Origin of the sequence: Nocardioides renjunii (assembly GCF_034661175.1) — a bacterium.
Lineage (GTDB): Bacteria > Actinomycetota > Actinomycetes > Propionibacteriales > Nocardioidaceae > Nocardioides > Nocardioides renjunii.
This window is the reverse complement of sequence record NZ_CP141058.1, coordinates 400,665-418,699: the sequence shown is the minus strand read 5'-3', so window position 1 is coordinate 418,699 and position 18,035 is coordinate 400,665. Positions and strand designations below refer to the sequence as shown.

Genomic DNA, 18,035 nt, shown 5'->3' with positions numbered 1-18,035 from the left:
AGCCACTGGCGCCAGCGACGGGTCGTTCGTCGAACGAGCCGGGGCAAACCGGCGACGGCTGGCCCCGGCTCGGGGTCAGAGGAGGTGCGTGGACCACAGGTCCGCGTGAACGTACGCCTACCAGCGGCCGTGGACCTGCGCCCGGATCCTCCGGTCGTAGAGCTCGGCCACCCCGTCGAGGAACGACGCGGGCAGCTCGCCGACCTGGCCGGCAGCCGCGTTGGACGCCGCCTGGTCGACGTTGCGGGCGCCCGGGATGACCGTCGAGACGCCGGGCTGCTGGCAGACCCAGGCGATCGCGGCCTGCGCCGGCGTGACGTCGGACAGCCCGGCGTCGGAGACGAGCGCGGAGAACTCCTGCGCCGCCTCGACACCGGTCGCGTAGTCGACGCCGGAGAACGTCTCCCCCACGTCGAAGGCGCTGCCGTCGCGGTTGTAGTTGCGGTGGTCGTCCTCCGCGAACGAGGTGTCGAGGTCGTACTTGCCCGACAGCAGGCCTGAGGCGAGCGGCACGCGGGCGATGATGCCGACACCTGCGGCGGCGGCCGCCGGCAGCACCTCGTCGAGCGGCTTCATCCGGAAGGCGTTGAGGATGATCTGGATGCTGGCGACGTGCGGCCGGGCGATGGCGCTCAGCGCCTGCGCGGCGGTCTCGACGCTGACGCCGTAGGCCGCGATCACGCCGTCCTCGACGAGGCGGTCGAGCACGTCGTAGGTCTCGTCGGCGTCGATGACCTCGCTGGGCGGGCAGTGCAGCTGCACGAGGTCGATGGTGTCGACGCCGAGGTTCGTGCGCGAGCGGTCGAGCCACTCGCGGAAGCTGGCCTCGACGTAGCTGGCCGGGACCTGCTCGGCGCGGCGGCCCATCTTGGTGGCGACGGTGAAGCCGGCGTCCGGGTGGGCCGCGACGAAGCGGCCGACGAGCTGCTCGCTGCGGCCGTCGCCGTAGACGTCGGCGGTGTCGTAGAACGTGACGCCGGCCTCGGCCGAGGCCTCGAGGACCGCGCGGGCGTCGTCCTCGCTGACCTCGCCCCAGTCGGCACCCAGCTGCCAGGTGCCCAGGCCGACGACCGAGACCTCGCGGCCGGTCCTTCCGAGAGTGCGGTGCTCCATCTGCGACATGTCCTCGATTCTCACAGACCCGGGCTCAGAGGCCCTGGGCGAGGCGGTGGTAGGCGGCGTTCCAGCGCAGCTCGCGCTGGAAGCTGCGGGGCGTGGTGTCGGCGTCGATGGTGACCATCTCGGTGCCGGTCATCTCGGCGAAGTCCTCGAGCACCTCGGCGTCGACCGCCTTGGACAGCACCGTGTGGTGGGGGGCGCCGGCCATCAGCCAGGCCTCGGCCGACGTCGACAGCGAGGGGCGCGGCTCCCACACCGCGCACGCGACGGGCAGCTGCGGCAGCGCCTCGTCGGGCTCGACGACGTCGATCTCGTTGACCGTCAGGCGGAAGCGGTCGCCGAGGTCGGACAGGCCGGCCACGACCGCCGGGCCGGGGTCGGCGGTGAAGCGCAGCCGCACCGGGTCCTCGCGGCCGCCGATCGAGAGCGGGTGCACCTCGAGCGTGGGCTGCTGCGTGGTGATGGTCGGGCAGACCTCGAGCATGTGGGCGCCGAGGATCTTCTCCTCGCCCGGGACCAGGTGGTAGGTGTAGTCCTCCATGAACGACGTGCCGCCGGGCAGTCCGCCCGCCATCGTCTTGGTGGCGCGCAGGAGCACCGAGGTCTTCCAGTCGCCCTCGCCGCCGAAGCCGTAGCCGTCGGCCATCAGCCGCTGCACGGCCAGGCCCGGCAGCTGCCGCAGGCCGCCGAGGTCCTCGAAGTTGGTGGTGAACGCGCCGAAGCCGCCGGCGGTGAGGAACTCGCGCAGGCCGAGCTCGATCCGCGCGCCGTAGCGCAGCGAGTCGTGCCGCTCGGCACCTGGCAGCAGCTCGGGCGCGACGGCGTACGTGTCGGCGTACTCGATCACGAGCTTGTCGACGTCGGCGTCGGAGACCGCGTCGACGACCGCGACGAGGTCGTTGACGCCGTAGGTGTTGACCGAGACGCCGAAGCGCAGCTGCGCCTCGACCTTGTCGCCCTCGGTGACCGCGACGTCGCGCATGTTGTCGCCGAAGCGCGCCAGCTTGAGGTGCGCCAGCTCGTGCCGACCGATGGCCGCGCGGGTCCAGCGGGCGATGCGCTCGGCGACGACCGGCGACTCGACGTGGCCGGCGACGGTCTTGCGGGCCACCCCGAGCCGCGACTGGATGTAGCCGAACTCCCGGTCGCCGTGGGCGGCCTGGTTGAGGTTCATGAAGTCCATGTCGATGCTCGACCACGGCAGCTCCATGCCCGCCTGGGTGTGCAGGTGCAGCAGCGGCTTGCGCAGCGCGTCGAGGCCGGCGATCCACATCTTGGCCGGCGAGAAGGTGTGCATCCACGCGACGACGCCGACGCACGAGGGGTCGGAGTTGGCCTCGAGCATCTGGCGGTGGATCGAGCCGGCGTCGAGGAGCACGGGCTTCCACACCACCGAGACCGGCAGGTCGGCGACCTCGGCGAGACGCTCGGCGATCCCCCGCGACTGCTCGGCCACCTGGTCGAGGGTCTCGGGCCCGTAGAGGGACTGGCTCCCGGTGAGGAACCAGACCTCGGGGACGGGGCTGGACGTCATGCTCATGGGTCTCCTCGGTGGTCGCACCGCTCGTGGCGGCACAGGTCGGTGGGTGTCCGGCGCGGTCAGCGCTGGCCGTAGACGTTCTGGTAGCGGTCGAACAGGGCGTCGACGTGGTGCTGCGCGACCGGCACGGGCTTGCCGAGCTGGCGCGCGACGTGGACGGTGCGCGCCACGTCCTCGCACATCACGGCCGCCTTGACCGCCGCACGGGCGGTGGGGCCGATGGTGAAGACGCCGTGGTTGCGCATGAGCACCGCGGGCGAGCGGCTGTCGCGGAGCGTGTCGACGATGCCGCGGCCGATCGAGTCGTCGCCGATGATCGCGAACGGCCCGACGGGGATCTCGCCGCCGAACTCGTCGGCGCCCATCGTCAGCACGCACGGCACCGCCTCGCCCCGCGCCGCCCACGCCGTGGCGTAGGTCGAGTGGGTGTGCACCACGCCGCCGACGTGCGGCATCTCGCGGTAGACGTAGGCCTGGGCCTCGGTGTCCGAGGACGGCGCGTGCTCGCCCTCGACGACCCGGCCGTCGAGGTCGCAGACGACCATGTTGTCGGGCGTGAGGTCGTCGTAGGACACCCCGCTCGGCTTGATGACGAGCAGGTCGTGCCCGGGCACCCGCGCCGACACGTTGCCCGCGGTCCACACGACGAGCTGGTAGCGGGTGAGCTGCTCGTGCAGCGCGCACACCTCGCGGCGCAGCGCCGAGATGGTGTCGGTGACGTCGGAGACGGCGGTCATCTCAGCGGCTCCCCTCGGTCGCGGCCGCGCGGCGGGCCACCGCGTCGCGGCGGATCGCCTTGAGCCGGCGCATGGTGGTGGTGGCGCGGCCGAAGTGGTCGTGCAGCGCGACGTACTGCTCGAACAGCTCGTCGTACGCCGCGGCGCGCGCCTCGTCGGGCACGAAGACGTGGCGGCGGACCTTGCCCATCTGCTTGGCCGCGGCCGGCACGTCGTCGTAGGCGCCCGCCGCAACGGCTGCGTGGATGGCGGAGCCGAGGGCCGGGCCCTGGTCGGAGTCGATGACCGAGAGCGGCAGGCGGGTGACGTCGGCGTAGATCTGCATGAGCAGCGCGTTCTTCTGCAGCCCGCCGGCGACGATGAACTCCTCGACCGGCACGCCGCTGTCGCGGAACGTCTCGACGATGACCCGGGTGCCGAAGGCGGTGGCCTCGAGCAGGGCACGGTAGACGTCCTCGGCGCGGGTGGCGAGGGTCTGGCCGACGACGAGCCCGGACAGCTCGTGGTCGACGAGCACCGAGCGGTTGCCGGAGTGCCAGTCGAGCGCGACCAGGCCGTGCTCGCCGATCTCCTGCTCCCCGGCGAGGCGGGTGAGGTGCTCGTGCACCGACTCACCAGCGGCAGCGGCCGCCTCGGTGTAGGAGGCCGGCACGCCGTGGTCGACGAACCAGCCGAAGATGTCGCCGACGCCGCTCTGGCCGGCCTCGTAGCCCCACAGACCCTCGACGATGCCGCCGTCGACGACCCCGCACATGCCGGGCACCTCGCGCAGCACCTCGGCGCTCATCACGTGGCACGTCGAGGTGCCCATGATCGCGACCATCTGACCGGCGCCGACGGCCTGCGCGGCGGGGGCGCTGACGTGGGCGTCGACGTTGCCGACCGCCACCGCGATGCCCTCGGGCAGCCCGGTCCACCCCGCAGCCTCGGCGGTGAGCGTGCCGGCCCGCTCCCCCAGCCGGCCGATCGGGTGCTCGACCTTGTCGGCGACGAAGGCCTCGAAGCCGTCGGCGAGCTCGCCGAGGAAGGCGGTCGAGGGGTAGGCGGCGTCCTGGCCGTCGAACGTCTGCAGCTGGCCCTTGTAGCCGGCGGTGCAGGCGTTGCGGACGTAGTCGCCGCAGAGCTGCCACACGATCCAGTCGGCGGCCTCGACCCAGTGCTCCATCCGGTCGTAGAGCTCGCGGTCCTCCTCGAACAGCTGGAGGCCCTTGGCGAACTCCCACTCCGAGGAGATGAGCCCGCCGTAGCGCGGCAGCCACGCCTCGCCGCGGTCGCGGGCGAGCTGGTTGATCCGGTCGGCCTGGCCCTGGGCGGCGTGGTGCTTCCACAGCTTCACATAGGCGTGCGGGCGGTCCTGCAGGCCGTCGACCTCGTTGAGCGGGGTGCCGTCGCCGAGCGTCGGGACCATCGTGCAGGCGGTGAAGTCGGTGGCGATCCCGATGACCCGGGCCGGGTCGACGCCGGACGCGGCGAGCGCGGCCGGGACGGCGACCTTGAGAACCTCCCGGTAGTCCTCGGGCACCTGCAGCGCCCACTCCGGCGGGAGCCGCCGCTCGCTGCCGGCGAGGTGCGAGGGCAGCGACCGCTCGAGCACGGCGTGGGGGTAGGCGTGCACCGCGGTGCCGAGCTCGGCCCCGTCGGAGACGCGGACGACGACCGCGCGGCCGGACAGGGTGCCGTAGTCGACGCCGACGACGTAGTGCTCGTCGGGCTGGCCGGTGGGTGCGTCGGGCATGTCAGTGCTTCCTCTCGACGGGTGCGGCGCTGCTGGCGCGCACCACGAGCTCGGGGTTGATCAGGCGACCCGGCGCGGGGTCGCCGGACAGGGCGGCGCGGAGGATCTCGATGGCCCGGCGGCCGACCGCCTGGAAGTCCTGCCGCACGGTCGTGAGCGGCGGGACGAGGTAGGGCGCCTCGGGGATGTCGTCGAAGCCGACGACGCTGACGCCGCGCCTGCCGTCCGGCACGGTGCGGCCGGACTCGCTGAGGGCGCGCAGCAGGCCGAGGGCCATCTGGTCGTTGGCGCAGAACACCGCGGTGACGTCCTCGCGGGCCGCGATCCGCTGCCCGGCCTCGAAGCCGCTGGCGGCCGACCAGTCGCCGGTCACGTGCTCCGAGGGCCTCAGCCCGGCGGCGTACATCGCGGTGCGCCAGCCGTGCAGCCGGGCCCGCGCCTCGGTCCACTCCTGCGGGCCGGCGAGGTGGACGATGTCGGTGTGCCCGAGGTCGATGAGGTGCTGGGTGCCGAGCTCGGCGCCGGCGACCTGGTCGACGCCGACCGTCCAGTGGGTGCGGTCCGGGTCGCCCTCGACGACCACGACCGGGGTGCCGAGGTGCTCCTGGGCGCGCGCCACCTCGACCGCCTCGTCGGTGGCGGAGATGAGGACGATGCCCTCCACGCCCTGGTCGCGCAGGTGGTCGATGGCGTCGACGAGCTCGCTGCGGGTGAGGCTCTGCAGGTTGACCGAGCTGACGAAGTAGCCCGCCTCGCGGCCGGCGGCCTGGATCGTGCGGTGCACGGTCGAGGGTCCCCAGTAGCCGCTCTTGGAGCCGATGACGCCGATCGTGGCCGAGCGGCGGGTGACCAGCGCGCGGGCCGCGGTGTTGGGCCGGTAGCCGAGCTGGCGGATCGCCTCCTCGACCCTCTCCCGGGTGGCGGGTCGCAGGTTGTCCTGCCCGTTGACGACGCGGGACACCGTCTGGTGCGAGACGCCGGCCAGCCGGGCGACGTCGGCCATGACCGGCGTACGCCTGCGCTGGGGGTCGGCGTCGGGCCGCGGGACGACGTCGGTCATGCCTGGCGCCTGGTGGCGAAGCGCTGCACGACGACGAAGGCGAGGAGCAGCAGGCCGGTGATGATCCGGATCCAGTAGGAGCTGAGGGTGCCGTCGAAGGAGATGAGCGTCTTGATGATGCCGAGCACCAGCACGCCGAGGAGCGAGCCGACGACGTAGCCGCGGCCGCCGGTGAGCAGCGTGCCGCCGATGACGACGGCGGCGATGGCGTCGAGCTCCATGCCGATCGCGTGCAGGCTGTTGCCGGAGAGGATGTAGAGCGCGAAGAGCAGGCCGGCGAGCGAGGCGCAGAAGCCGCTGATGACGTAGACGCCGACCTTGGTCGCCGCCACCCGGAGCCCCATCAGCATCGCCGACGCCTCGTTGCCGCCGATGGCGTAGACCGTGCGGCCGAAGCGGGTGCGCGCCAGGACGTACGCCGCGACGACGACCGTGGCCAGCGCGATGACCGCGGTCCAGCGGAGGTAGTAGTCGCCGATGTAGAGGGTGCGGAAGGCGAGGTCCATGAAGGTCGGGTCCTTGATGGAGATGGACTCGACGCTGATCAGGTAGGTCAGCCCGCGCGCCAGGAACAGCCCCGCCAGTGTCGCGATGAAGGGCTGGATGTCGAAGTAGTGGATGAGCAGGCCCATGAGCAGGCCGAGGACGGTGCCGGTGGCGAGCACCGCGCCGATGGAGGCGTAGGGCGACCAGCCCATCTCGAGGGTCTTGGCGGCGATCATCGTCGACAGCGCGACCACGGAGCCGACCGACAGGTCGATGCCGCCGGTGAGGATGACGAACGTCATCCCGACGCCGAGCACGATGAGGAAGGCGTTGTCGATGAGCAGGCTCAGCAGCACCTGCGGGTCGGAGAACCCCTCGTAGCGCAGGCCGCCGACGCCGAAGAGCCCGATGAACAGTGCGGCCGTGGCGATGATCGGCAGGTAGCGGTGGGGCGGTCGGTAGGTCCGGACGCGGTCCCACGTCGACTCGGTGGGGACGGTGACGGCGCTCATGCTGCGGAACCTGCCTTCGCGAGGACGGGGGTCGGGGCACCCGGGGTCGGGCCGCCCGGTCGGCGTACGCGCAGGAGGCCGCGCGCCTTGGGCGACTGGAGGAGGCACACGGCGATGACGACGACCGCCTTGAAGAGGTAGTTGACCTCCGACGGGATCCCGATGTTGGGGATGGTGCGGGTCAGCGTCGCGATGAAGATCGCGCCGATGAACGTGCCGGCCAGTGAGAAGCGGCCACCCATCAGCGACGTGCCGCCGATGACGACGGCGAGGATGGCGTCGAGCTCGATCCACAGGCCGAGGCTGTTGGCGTTGACCGAGTTGGTGTTGGCGGCGATCACCAGGCCGGCCATCCCGGCGCAGAGGCCGGAGAAGGCGTAGACGGTCCAGATGATCGTGCGGGCCCGGACGCCGGCGAGCCGGCTCGCCTCGGGGTTGATGCCGACCGACTCGATCAGCATGCCCAGCGCCGTACGGCGGGTCAGCGCCGCGGTGAACAGCAGCATGCCGACCGCGACGAGGAACGCGAGCGGCAGCGTCAGCACGAAGCCGGAGGCGAGGTCGCTGAACCACGGGTTGTTGACGGTGGTGATCTGCCCGTCGGTGATCGCCATCGAGATGCCTCGGCCGGCGACCATGAGGATCAGCGTCGCGATGATCGGCTGGATGCCGAGCACCGAGACCAGGAACCCGTTCCACGCGCCGAGCACGATGCAGACGACGACGGCGTAGGTCATCGCCATCACGGCGGTGCTCAGCGCGGCCTCGTCGCCGGCGTTGATGATGCGGGTGCAGGCGACGGCCGCGGCGATGGCGGCGATCGCGCCGACCGAGAGGTCGATGCCGCGGGTGGCGATGACCAGGGTCATGCCGAGCGCGACCAGCATCACCGGCGCGCTGTTGCGCAGGATGTCGACGACGTTGCCGTAGAGGTGGCCGTCCTGCATCCGGATGTCGAGGAACGAGGTGTTGACCGCGACGTTGACGAGCAGCAGGACCGCCAGGGCCAGGACCGGCCAGAGCAGCTGGTGCCGCAGCACGCGCTGGGCGAGGGTCGGGGACTCAGGCACGGGACTCCTCCTGCGTGCGGGCCTCGCCCGCGATGATCTCGAGGACGTCGCGGACGCTGACGTCGTGGTTGGTCCGCTCGTCGATCTTGCGGCGGTCGCGCATCACGACCAGCCGGTCGCTGAGCCGGAGGACCTCCTCCAGCTCGGCGGAGATGAACACCACCGACAGCCCCTGCGCGGAGAGCTCGGCGACCTTGGCCTGGATCTGCGCCTTGGCGCCGATGTCGATGCCGCGGGTGGGCTCGTCGAGGATGAGGATCTCGGGCTGGGTGATGAGCCAGCGGGCGAGCAGCACCTTCTGCTGGTTGCCGCCCGAGAGGTTGCGCATCAGGGCGGTCGGGTCGGCGGGGCGGATGTCGAGCGCCTCGATGTACTCCTTGACCAGCCGGGTGCGCGTCGACAGCGGGATCGGGCGGAGCCAGCCGCGCGAGGCCTGCAGGGCGAGGAGCATGTTGTCGGCGACGGTGAGGTCGCCGACGACGCCCTCGGCCTTGCGGTCCTCGCTGGAGAAGGCGATCTTGCGGTCGATGGCGTGGCGCGGGCTGCGCAGCCGGCGACGCTGGGACCGGAAGGTCAGCTCGCCGGTGTCGGCGGTGTCGGCGCCGAAGAGCAGGCGGGCGAGCTCGGTGCGCCCGGAGCCGAGGAGGCCGGCGATGCCGACGACCTCGCCCTCGAAGAGCTCCAGGTCGGTGGCCTCCAACGTGTTCTTGCGAGCGAGGCCGACGGCCTTCAGCAGCGGCGTACCGGTTTCGGCGTCGGTGTTGGGCGACTCGCGGTCGAGCCGCTCGAGCGTCTCGAGCTCGCGGCCGATCATCAGGCGTACGAGCTCGAGCTGCGGGGTGTCGGCGACCATGCGCTCCTCGACGAGGCGGCCGTTGCGCAGGATCGTCATGCGGTCGGCGATCTCGTAGATCTGGTCGAGGAAGTGCGACACGAAGACGATCGCGACGCCCTCCGCGCGGAGCCGGCGCATGACGGTGAAGAGCTTCTCGACCTCGTCGGCGTCGAGGCTGGAGGTGGGCTCGTCGAGGATGAGGACCTTGGCCTCCACGTCGACGGCGCGCGCGATGGCGACGAGCTGCTGGACGGCGATCGGGTGCTCGTCGAGGACCGTGCGGGGGTCCACGTCGATGCCGAGGTGCAGCAGCGTGCGCCGGGCGCGGCGGTTCATCTCCCGGACGTTGATGGAGCCGAGGCGCCGCGGCTCGCGGCCGAGCAGCATGTTCTCCGCGACCGTCAGGTTCGGGACCAGGTTGACCTCCTGGTAGACGGTGCTGATGCCGGCGGCCTGCGCCGCGGCGGGCGAGTGGAACGCGTGCTCCTCGCCCTCGACCAGCACCTCGCCCGCGTCGATCGTGTAGACGCCGGTGAGGGCCTTGATCAGCGTGGACTTGCCCGCGCCGTTCTCGCCCATCAGCGCGTGGACCTCCCCGGGGAACAGCCGGAGGGACACCTTGTCGAGGGCGTGGACGGCGCCGAAGGTGATGGAGATGTCGCGCATCTCGATCACCGGCTGCCGGTCGTTACCTGGCAGGGCGGCGGCGACCTCCGGCTGCGACTTCATCTGCGTCATCTCGTTCCTCTCTGGCTGCTGCGGGTGCTTCCCGCGGGCGGCGCACCGGGCCCGGCCTGACGTGCGGAGGGGCCCGGTGCACCGGCACGGACTCGTCACCGACCCGACCTCGTCGTGCGTCGGACCGGGTGACGGGAGGTGCGGCGCGGCCCGCGGGTGGCGCGGGCCGCGCTGCGGCTCAGTACTGCCGGTCGGGCAGGGCCTCCTTGGCCTGCTCCTGGGTGAAGGCGGCCTCCTCGGTGACGACCCGCTCGGGGACCTCCTCGCCGTCGAGGACCTTCTGGGCGAGGTCCATCAGCTGGGGCCCGAGCAGCGGGTTGCACTCGACGATGTAGTTGATCTTGCCGTCGGCGAGGGCCTGCATGCCGTCCTTGACCGCGTCGATCGTGATGATCTTGATGTCCTTGCCGGGCTCGAGACCGGCGGCCTCGATCGCCTCGATCGCGCCGAGGCCCATGTCGTCGTTGTGCGCGAAGACGACGTCGATGCTGTCGTCGGACTGCAGGAACGACTCCATGACCTGCTTGCCGCCGTCACGCGTGAAGTCACCGGTCTGCGACGCGGTCACCTCGATCGTGTCGTCGGCGGCGATCTCGGACGCGAAGCCCTCGGCGCGGTCGATCGCCGGCGCGGCGCCGGTCGTACCTTCCAGCTGGACGACGTTGACCGTGCCGTCACCGTCGACGTCGGAGTCCGCGGCGTTCTCCACCAGCCACTGGCCGGCCTTCTCGCCCTCGAGGACGAAGTCGGAGCCGAGGAAGGTCTCGTAGAGCGACGGGTCGTCGACGTCGACCGCGCGGTCGGTGAGGATCACGGGGATCCCGGCCGCCTTGGCCTCCTGGAGGACGGCGTCGAAACCGGTCTCCACGACGGGGCTGAAGGCGATGACGTCGACCTTCTGCTGGATGTAGGACCGGATCGCCTGGATCTGGTTCTCCTGCTTGCCCTGGGCGTCGGTGAACTTCAGGTCGATGCCCTCGGCCTCCGCCGTCTCCTGGATGGACTTCGTGTTCGCCGTGCGCCAACCGCTCTCGGCGCCGACCTGCGCGAAGCCCATCGTGATGGTCCCGTCGCCACCGCCGCTGTCCGACCCGCTGTCCGCGTCGGAGCTGCTCCCGCAGCTGGTGAGAGCGAAGGTGCTCAAAGAGATCGCCGCCACAGCGACCAAGGTCTTCTTCACCACTGTCATTCCTCCACATCAAAGGGGCTTGTGAGCCCGTGTGACTGGTGTCACGTCCGATGAGTGTGAGCGCTAACATTGGCGGCCGTCAAGTGACTGGCGCCCAGAATCTTCATTGAAATGTGAACGCTCACTCTGGCGGTGGGGTCTCGGAGCGGTGAGTGAGGCAGGTTCTGGGCTCGGAGAACCTGCGTCACTCACCGCCCACCCGCGCGTCGTACGCCGACACGCCCGCAGCGGTGCGCCAGCCACATGTCGTACGCCGCGGATGTGGCTCAGCCACCGCTCCTCTGATCGCCGCGCGGTGAGTGAGGCAGGTTCTCGGCGCGGAAAAACCTGCCTCACTCACCGCCCACCCGCGGGTCGTACGCCGACACGCCCTCAGCGGTGTGTGAGGCAGGTTCTGGGCACGGAAAACCTGCCCTACTCACCGCCCGCCCGAGGGTCGTACGCCGACACGCCCGCAGCGGTGAGTGAGGCAGGTTCTGGGCGAGGAAAACCTGCCTCACTCACCGCCCACCCGCGCGTCGTACGCCGACACGCCCGCAGCGGTGCGTGACGCAGGTTCTGGGCTCGGAGAACCTGCGTCACTCACCGCCCACCAGCGGGCGCGGGGCGGCGGCGCGGGGACCCGACGTCAGGACGTCCGCGAGGGCGGGGCAGAGGAGGCCCGCACCGTGAGCGTCGGCTCGATCGGCTCGGCGGTGGCCTGCTCATCGCCGCGTACGGCGGCGAGGGCGAGGTCCAGGGCGCGGCGGCCGAGCTCGGAGAAGTCCTGGGAGACCGTGGTGAGGGCGGGCCAGTAGAACGCCGACTCGGGGACGTCGTCGAAGCCGACGACGCTGATGTCGTCGGGCACCCGGCGCCCGCGCTCGTGGAGGGCATGCAGCAGCCCGAGCGCCATAGAGTCGTTGCCGGCGAAGACCGCGGTGACGTCGGGGTCGTCGGCGACCATCAGCCCCGCGGCGTGGCCGCTGTCGGCCGACCAGTCGCCGTCGAGCTCGGGACCGGGGAGCAGGCCGCGCCGCTCGTGCGCGCGCCGCCAGCCGGCGCGCCGCTGGTCGGCCTCGACCCAGTCGAGGGGGCCGCTGAGGTGGGCGATCTTGCGGTGGCCGAGGTCGAGCAGGTGGCCGACCGCGAGCTCGGCGCCCGCCGCCTGGTCGATGCCGGCAGTGAGCGGGGCGCCCGCGGTGACGCCCTGCACCGTCACCAGGGGGATCGTGAGCTGCAGGGAGCGCGTCATCTCGGCCGCCTCGCGGTGGGCGACGGCGACCACGATGGCCTCGACGGCCTGGTCGTAGAGCCGGTCGACGGCGCTCTGCAGCGCCTCGAGGGAGAACTCCGACAGCCCCACGAGCGAGACGTCGTAGCCCTCGCGGTGGCCGGCCTCCTGCACGCCGAGCGCGATCATGCTCGGGCCGTGCAGGGCGAGGTGGGCGGTGACCATCCCGATCCGGCCCGAGCGGTTCGTGGCCAGGACCCGGGCGGCGAAGTTGCGGCGGTAGCCGAGCTCCTCGATCGCCGACTGGACCCGCAACCGGGTCTCCTCCTTGACGAGCGAGGCGTCGTTGAGCACGCGCGACACCGTCTGGTGGGACACCCCCGCCCGCTCGGCCACCTCCGCCATGCTGGGGGACCGGCGTGGGCCGTTCCTCCGCGCGCGCTGCTCCCCCATGGCCGCGATCCTAGGTGCTCACCACGCGCTCGGGGCCGCGCTCGGACCCGCGCGTGCGAGCTCGGCGAGCCGGGCGTCGACGGACCTGGGAGCCAGGACGTGGTCGAGCGCCATGACGGCGCACCCGACGAGGCCGGCGCGGTCGCCGTACGTCGACGGCAGCACCTGCAGGTCGCGGGTGGCCAGGACGGTGGACGCGGCGTAGACGCTCTCGCGCAGGCCGGCGGCGTAGACGTCGAAGGCGGCGGACATGTCGCCGCCCACGACGACCGCCTGCGGGTTGAGCAGGGTGATCGCCGTGGCGAGCACCTCGCCGACCAGCCGGCCGCTCTCGCGCAGCATCGCGCGGGCCTCGGCCTCGCCGGCGATCGCGAGCGCGGTCAGCTCGCGGACGTGGTGGACGTCGCGGCCCGAGCCGGCGCGCCGCGCCACCAGCGCCCAGCCGCCCGCCACCGTCTCGAGGCACCCCTCGGCGCCGCACCGGCACGACCGACCGGCACCCGCCCCGACCTTGACGTGCCCGAGGTCCCCGGCGCCGCCGAGGTGGCCGCTGACCACCTCGCCGCCGGCGACGATCCCCAGGCCGAGGCCGGTGGAGGCCTTGAGCACCAGCATGTCGGCGTACGTCGTGCCGTGCCCGAGCCGCTCGGAGAGGGCCAGCACGTCGGCGTCGTTGCCGACGAGGAGCGGGGCGTCGGTGACGTCGGCGACGTAGGGCGCGAGGTCGACGCCGTCCCAGCCCGCCATCACCGGGGAGGCGAGGCTCACCGCGCGCTCGGGATCGATGGCGCCGGGGAGGCTGATGCCCACGCCGAGCACCGAACGGTCGTCGGGGAGCAGGTCGCCGAGCCGGGCGGCGACCGGCGCGAGGACCGCGTCGGGGCCGGCGCCGACCTCGTGCTCGACGGACGCGGTCGCGAGCTCGGTGCCGGCGAGGTCGAAGCTCGCCAGCTGCGTGCGCGAGCGGCCGATGGCGACCGAGAGGACGACGCCGGCGTCGACGTTGAAGACGAGGCTGCCGGGCGGCCGACCGCCGGTGCTGGCCAGCTCCTCGCCGAGCAGCAGCAGTCCCGCGTCGGCGAGGGCGTTGACGCGGGAGACGACCGCGGTGCGGGACATGCCGGTCAGCCGGCGCAGCTCGGAGCGGGTGCTGGCCCGGCCGGTGCGCACCAGCTCGAGCAGGTCCCCTGCGGTCTCGTTCATCGCCGAGATCCTAGGCGTGGAGACCCATCCCTCGCCGACTTATGCACACGAAAGTCCTAAGAAGGGGTCACAGTGAGCCGAAGATGGGTTAGCGTCGTCGCGTGACCTTGCCCACGACCGAGCTCGCCACCGAGCTCCCGGACTGCGACTTCGTCGTCTTCGGCGGCACCGGAGACCTCGCGCTGCGCAAGCTGCTGCCGGCGCTCTACCACCGCGAGCGCGAGCACCAGCTGCCCCGCGACTTCCGCATCATCGGCGCCTCCCGCAGCGACCACGACGACGCGGCCTACCGCGCCCTGGCCCGCGAGGCGCTCGGTCGCCACGTCGACCCGGCCGACCTCGAGCCGGCCGCCGTCGACCGGATGCTCGACCGGCTCCACCACCTGACGGTCGACGCGAGCGACCCCGACGGGTGGCACCACCTGCACGGGATGCTCAAGGAGCGCGACCGAGGCGTGGTCCGGGCCTTCTACCTCGCCGTCGCGCCCGCGCTGTTCGGGCCCATCTGCGAGCGGCTCGACGAGATCGGCGTGGTCGAGCCGACCTCGCGCGTCGTCATGGAGAAGCCGGTCGGGACCGACCTCGCCTCGGCGCAGCGGATCAACGACGCCGTGGGCCGGGTCTTCGAGGAGCACCAGGTCTTCCGGATCGACCACTACCTCGGCAAGGAGAGCGTCCAGAACCTCCTCGTCACCCGGTTCGCCAACACGTTCCTCGAGCCGCTGTGGAACTCCCGCTGGGTCGACCACGTGCAGATCACCGTTGCCGAGACCCTTGGCGTCGGCGACCGCGGCGCCTACTACGACACCTCGGGCGCGCTGCGCGACATGGTGCAGAACCACCTCCTGCAGCTGCTCTGCCTCGTCGCCATGGAGCCGCCGACGTACGTCGGTCGCGAGACGGTCCGTGACGAGAAGCTCAAGGTGCTGCAGGCGCTCAAGCCGATGGGGCCCGCCGACGTCGACCGCGACACCGTCCGCGGGGCGTACGGCCAGGGCGTCGTCGACGGCCGCGTGGTGGCGTCCTACGCCGAGGACCTCGGGCACACCGGCTCGAGCACCGAGACCTTCGTCGCGATGCGCGCCGAGGTGCAGAACTGGCGCTGGGCCGGGGTGCCGTTCTACCTCCGCACCGGCAAACGGATGGGCCGGCGGCTGTCGGAGATCGTCGTGGTCTTCAAGGAGCCGCCGCACGCGATGTTCCCGCACTCCGAGGGCGCGGTGCTGGGCAACCGGCTGCACATCCAGCTCCAACCGGAGGAGGGCATGCGGCTGCACATGACCGCCAAGGAGCCCGGCCCCGGCGGCATCCGGCTGCACCCGGTCTCGCTCGACCTCAGCTATGCGACCGCCTTCTCGGAGCGGTCGCCCGACGCCTACGAGCGGCTGCTCATGGACGTCATCAAGGGCAACCCGACCCTCTTCATGCGGCGCGACGAGGTCGAGGCCGCCTGGGCCTGGGTCGAGCCGATCCTGTGCCGCTGGAGGGCCGACGGCCACCACCCCAAGCGCTACCCCGCCGGCACGTCCGGCCCGACCGCCGCGGCCATGCTCCTCGAGCGTGACGGCCGCACCTGGCAGGAGATCGAATGACCACCGACCGCATGCACCCCGTCGTCGCCGCGGTGACCGCCCGGCTCGTCGAGCGCAGCACCGCCTCGCGCGCGGCGTACCTCTCCCGGGTGCGCGCCGCCGCCGGCACCGGCCCGGCCGCGCGCACCGACCTCGGCTGCGCCAACCTCGCGCACGGCTTCGCCGCCAGCGAGCCGGCCGCCAAGACCGCCCTGCGCGGTCGCACCAAGCCCAACCTCGCGATCGTCACCAGCTACAACGACATGCTGTCGGCGCACCAGCCGTTCGTGGACTACCCGCCCGTGCTCAAGAAGGCGGCCGTGCGCGCCGGCGGGCTCGCCCAGGTCGCCGGCGGCGTCCCGGCCATGTGCGACGGGATCACCCAGGGTCGCGCCGGGATGCAGCTGTCCCTCTACAGCCGCGACGTGATCGCGATGTCCACCGCGATCGCGCTCAGCCACGACATGTTCGACGGGACGCTGCTGCTCGGCGTCTGCGACAAGATCGTGCCCGGGCTGCTCATCGGCGCGCTGTCGTTCGGCCACCTGCCCACCGTCTTCGTCCCCGCCGGGCCGATGCCCTCGGGCCTGCCCAACGCCGAGAAGGCGCGGATCCGCCAGCTCCACGCCGAGGGCAAGGCCACCCGCGAGCAGCTGCTCGAGGCCGAGGCCGCGTCCTACCACTCGGCCGGCACCTGCACGTTCTACGGCACCGCCAACTCCAACCAGCTCCTGATGGAGGTGATGGGCCTGCACCTGCCCGGCTCCTCCTTCGTCAACCCCGGTACGCCGCTGCGCGACGCGCTCACCCGAGCGGCTGCGGCCCGGGCGGTGGCCATCACCCGCCAGGGCGGCGAGCCGACACCGATCGGCGAGCTGGTCGACGAGCGCACGATCGTCAACGCCTGCGTCGCCCTGCTCGCCAGCGGCGGCTCGACCAACCACACCCTCCACCTCGTCGCCATCGCCCGCGCCGCGGGGATCGCGCTGACGTGGGAGGACCTGTCGGACCTCTCGGCCGTCGTGCCGCTGCTGTGCCGGATCTACCCCAACGGCCAGGCGGACGTGAACCACTTCCACGCCGCCGGCGGCATCGCCTACCTCGTGCACACCCTCCTCGGGGCCGGCCTGCTGCACGAGGACGTCCAGACGATCGTCGGCCGCGGGCTGTCGCTCTACACCCGCGAGCCGGTGCTGCGCGGCGACGACCTCACGTGGGAGGAGGGCCCCAAGGCCAGCCTCGACCACGACGTGCTGCGGCCGGCCGACCAGCCCTTCGCCCTCGACGGCGGCCTCAAGGTGCTGACCGGCCCGCTCGGCACGGCCGTCATCAAGACGTCCGCCGTCGCTCCCGAGCACCGGGTGGTGACCGCGCCGGCGCTGGTCTTCGACGACCAGGCCGACTTCCTCACCGCCTTCGCCGAGGGGCGGCTCGACGGCCGCGACCTCGTCGCCGTCATCCGCTACCAGGGACCGGCGGCCAACGGGATGCCCGAGCTGCACAAGCTCACCCCCGCGCTCGGGGTGCTGCAGGACCGCGGGCACAAGGTCGCCATCGTCACCGACGGCCGCATGTCCGGCGCCTCCGGCAAGGTCCCCGCCGCTATCCACGTCACCCCGGAGGCCGCGCTCGGTGGTCCGCTGTCGCGGATCGTCGACGGCGACGTCGTCACCGTCGACGCGCTCACCGGCCGCCTGGTCGTCGCCGACGAGGCCGCGCTGCGCAGCCGCCCGGCGACCGGTCGCGCGCCCGAGGGCGCCGAGTTCGCCGGCACCGGCCGCGAGCTCTTCGCCGCCTTCCGCGCCACCGTCGGTCCCGCCGACGCCGGCGCCAGCGTCTTCCCCGCGTTCGACATGCCGTCCCCGGAGGTGCCCGTTGCCCAGCACGCCTGAGTCCCCGACCCTGGGGTCCCTGCTCGACGTCGTCCCGGTCATGCCGGTGGTCGTCGTCGAGGACGTCGCCCACGCGGTCCCGCTGGCCCGCGCCCTCGTCGCCGGCGGCCTGCCCGCGATCGAGCTGACCCTGCGCACCCCCGTCGCCCTCGACGCGATCCGGGCGATCGCCGCCGAGGTGCCCGACATCCTCGTCGGGGCCGGCACCGTGCTCGCGCCGGCCCACGCCGAGGCGGCCCGCGACGCCGGCGCCACCTTCCTCGTCTCCCCCGGCGCGACGCCGACCCTGCTGGCGGCGATGGCCGGCACGGGCCTGCCCTTCCTGCCCGGCACCGCGACGGTGTCGGAGGTGATGGCCGTGCTCGAGGCCGGCCACACCGAGATGAAGTTCTTCCCCGCCGAGGCCGCCGGCGGCGCGCCGTGGCTGAAGTCGATCGCCTCCCCCGTGCCCGACGCGCGGTTCTGCCCGACCGGCGGCATCACCGCCGCCAGCGCGGCGTCGTACCTCGCGCTGCCCAACGTCGGCTGTGTCGGCGGATCCTGGCTCACCCCCGCCGACGTCGTACGACGCGGCGACTGGGCCGAGGTCGAGCGGCTCGCCCGCGAGGCGGCCGGCCTGCGAGCGGGAGCCGCGGCGGCCTGAGCACCACCGACCCCTCCGGGGGTTGGCTGCGGCGCCGGT

General features: G+C 72.4%; 14 protein-coding genes. 3 read left to right on the top strand and 11 right to left on the bottom strand.

The genetic code is table 11. The features are described 5' to 3' along the window. Positions 1 to 117: 117 nt before the first annotated feature. From SHK17_RS01900 to SHK17_RS01850, 11 genes are all read right to left on the bottom strand, one after another. Positions 118 to 1,122: an aldo/keto reductase gene (locus tag SHK17_RS01900; protein ID WP_322425186.1), complete on the bottom strand. Its 1,005-nt coding sequence runs from the start codon at positions 1,120 to 1,122 to the stop codon at positions 118 to 120. Positions 1,123 to 1,147: 25 nt separating this feature from the next. Further along, positions 1,148 to 2,659, bottom strand: coding sequence for an L-arabinose isomerase (araA, locus tag SHK17_RS01895; protein ID WP_449867029.1), 1,512 nt, complete (start codon positions 2,657 to 2,659; stop codon positions 1,148 to 1,150). A 59-nt stretch (positions 2,660 to 2,718) separates the two neighbouring features. Continuing rightward, a complete protein-coding gene (locus tag SHK17_RS01890; RefSeq protein ID WP_322920891.1) occupies positions 2,719 to 3,396 on the bottom strand; it encodes an L-ribulose-5-phosphate 4-epimerase in 678 nt (225 codons plus the stop codon). Position 3,397: 1 nt separating this feature from the next. Continuing rightward, positions 3,398 to 5,131 carry a ribulokinase gene (gene araB / locus SHK17_RS01885; RefSeq protein WP_322920890.1) on the bottom strand — a complete coding sequence of 578 codons (1,734 nt, stop codon included), beginning with the start codon at positions 5,129 to 5,131 and terminating at the stop codon, positions 3,398 to 3,400. A gap of 1 nt (position 5,132) precedes the next feature. Beyond that, a complete protein-coding gene (locus SHK17_RS01880; protein WP_322920889.1) occupies positions 5,133 to 6,191 on the bottom strand; it encodes a LacI family DNA-binding transcriptional regulator in 1,059 nt (352 codons plus the stop codon). Further along, on the bottom strand, positions 6,188 to 7,189 hold the full coding sequence (gene yjfF / locus SHK17_RS01875; protein ID WP_322425190.1) for a galactofuranose ABC transporter, permease protein YjfF: 1,002 nt from the start codon (positions 7,187 to 7,189) through the stop codon (positions 6,188 to 6,190). The genes SHK17_RS01880 and yjfF overlap by 4 nt, the downstream gene beginning before the upstream one ends. Next, positions 7,186 to 8,259, bottom strand: a complete 1,074-nt coding sequence (locus tag SHK17_RS01870) for an ABC transporter permease (protein WP_322425191.1) — start codon at positions 8,257 to 8,259, stop codon at positions 7,186 to 7,188. Before SHK17_RS01870 ends, yjfF begins: the two co-directional genes overlap by 4 nt. Continuing rightward, positions 8,252 to 9,832 (bottom strand): sugar ABC transporter ATP-binding protein, encoded by a 1,581-nt coding sequence (locus tag SHK17_RS01865; RefSeq protein ID WP_322920888.1) that lies wholly within the window; start codon positions 9,830 to 9,832, stop codon positions 8,252 to 8,254. The genes SHK17_RS01870 and SHK17_RS01865 overlap by 8 nt, the downstream gene beginning before the upstream one ends. Positions 9,833 to 10,010: 178 nt before the next feature. After that, positions 10,011 to 10,976 (bottom strand): ABC transporter substrate-binding protein, encoded by a 966-nt coding sequence (locus tag SHK17_RS01860; RefSeq protein WP_322425193.1) that lies wholly within the window; start codon positions 10,974 to 10,976, stop codon positions 10,011 to 10,013. A gap of 673 nt (positions 10,977 to 11,649) precedes the next feature. Then, positions 11,650 to 12,687: a LacI family DNA-binding transcriptional regulator gene (locus SHK17_RS01855; RefSeq protein ID WP_322920887.1), complete on the bottom strand. Its 1,038-nt coding sequence runs from the start codon at positions 12,685 to 12,687 to the stop codon at positions 11,650 to 11,652. 18 nt (positions 12,688 to 12,705) lie between these two features. Next, positions 12,706 to 13,890 (bottom strand): ROK family protein, encoded by a 1,185-nt coding sequence (locus SHK17_RS01850; protein ID WP_322920886.1) that lies wholly within the window; start codon positions 13,888 to 13,890, stop codon positions 12,706 to 12,708. A 101-nt stretch (positions 13,891 to 13,991) separates the two neighbouring features. Here SHK17_RS01850 and zwf point away from each other — a divergent pair, with 101 nt between their 5' ends. The 3 genes from zwf to eda are packed head-to-tail and all read left to right on the top strand — an operon-like array spanning position 13,992 to position 17,996. Beyond that, complete coding sequence (zwf, locus tag SHK17_RS01845; RefSeq protein ID WP_322425196.1) at positions 13,992 to 15,482, top strand: glucose-6-phosphate dehydrogenase; 1,491 nt, start codon at positions 13,992 to 13,994, stop codon at positions 15,480 to 15,482. Next, positions 15,479 to 17,353 (top strand): phosphogluconate dehydratase, encoded by a 1,875-nt coding sequence (gene edd, locus SHK17_RS01840; protein WP_322920885.1) that lies wholly within the window; start codon positions 15,479 to 15,481, stop codon positions 17,351 to 17,353. Before zwf ends, edd begins: the two co-directional genes overlap by 4 nt. Next, positions 17,337 to 17,996 (top strand): bifunctional 4-hydroxy-2-oxoglutarate aldolase/2-dehydro-3-deoxy-phosphogluconate aldolase, encoded by a 660-nt coding sequence (gene eda, locus SHK17_RS01835; protein ID WP_322920884.1) that lies wholly within the window; start codon positions 17,337 to 17,339, stop codon positions 17,994 to 17,996. The genes edd and eda overlap by 17 nt, the downstream gene beginning before the upstream one ends. Positions 17,997 to 18,035: the final 39 nt, after the last annotated feature.

Bases quoted from the DNA above. Each gene is read 5' to 3' on its own strand.
- SHK17_RS01855 (WP_322920887.1), bottom strand. From the start codon at position 12,687: ATGGGGGAGCAGCGCGCGCGGAGGAACGGCCCACGCCGGTCCCCCAGC.
- edd (WP_322920885.1), top strand. From the start codon at position 15,479: ATGACCACCGACCGCATGCACCCCGTCGTCGCCGCGGTGACCGCCCGG.
- SHK17_RS01900 (WP_322425186.1), bottom strand. From the start codon at position 1,122: ATGTCGCAGATGGAGCACCGCACTCTCGGAAGGACCGGCCGCGAGGTC.
- SHK17_RS01880 (WP_322920889.1), bottom strand. From the start codon at position 6,191: ATGACCGACGTCGTCCCGCGGCCCGACGCCGACCCCCAGCGCAGGCGT.
- SHK17_RS01850 (WP_322920886.1), bottom strand. From the start codon at position 13,890: ATGAACGAGACCGCAGGGGACCTGCTCGAGCTGGTGCGCACCGGCCGG.
- araB (WP_322920890.1), bottom strand. From the start codon at position 5,131: ATGCCCGACGCACCCACCGGCCAGCCCGACGAGCACTACGTCGTCGGC.
- SHK17_RS01890 (WP_322920891.1), bottom strand. From the start codon at position 3,396: ATGACCGCCGTCTCCGACGTCACCGACACCATCTCGGCGCTGCGCCGC.
- SHK17_RS01865 (WP_322920888.1), bottom strand. From the start codon at position 9,832: ATGACGCAGATGAAGTCGCAGCCGGAGGTCGCCGCCGCCCTGCCAGGT.
- yjfF (WP_322425190.1), bottom strand. From the start codon at position 7,189: ATGAGCGCCGTCACCGTCCCCACCGAGTCGACGTGGGACCGCGTCCGG.
- araA (WP_449867029.1), bottom strand. From the start codon at position 2,659: ATGAGCATGACGTCCAGCCCCGTCCCCGAGGTCTGGTTCCTCACCGGG.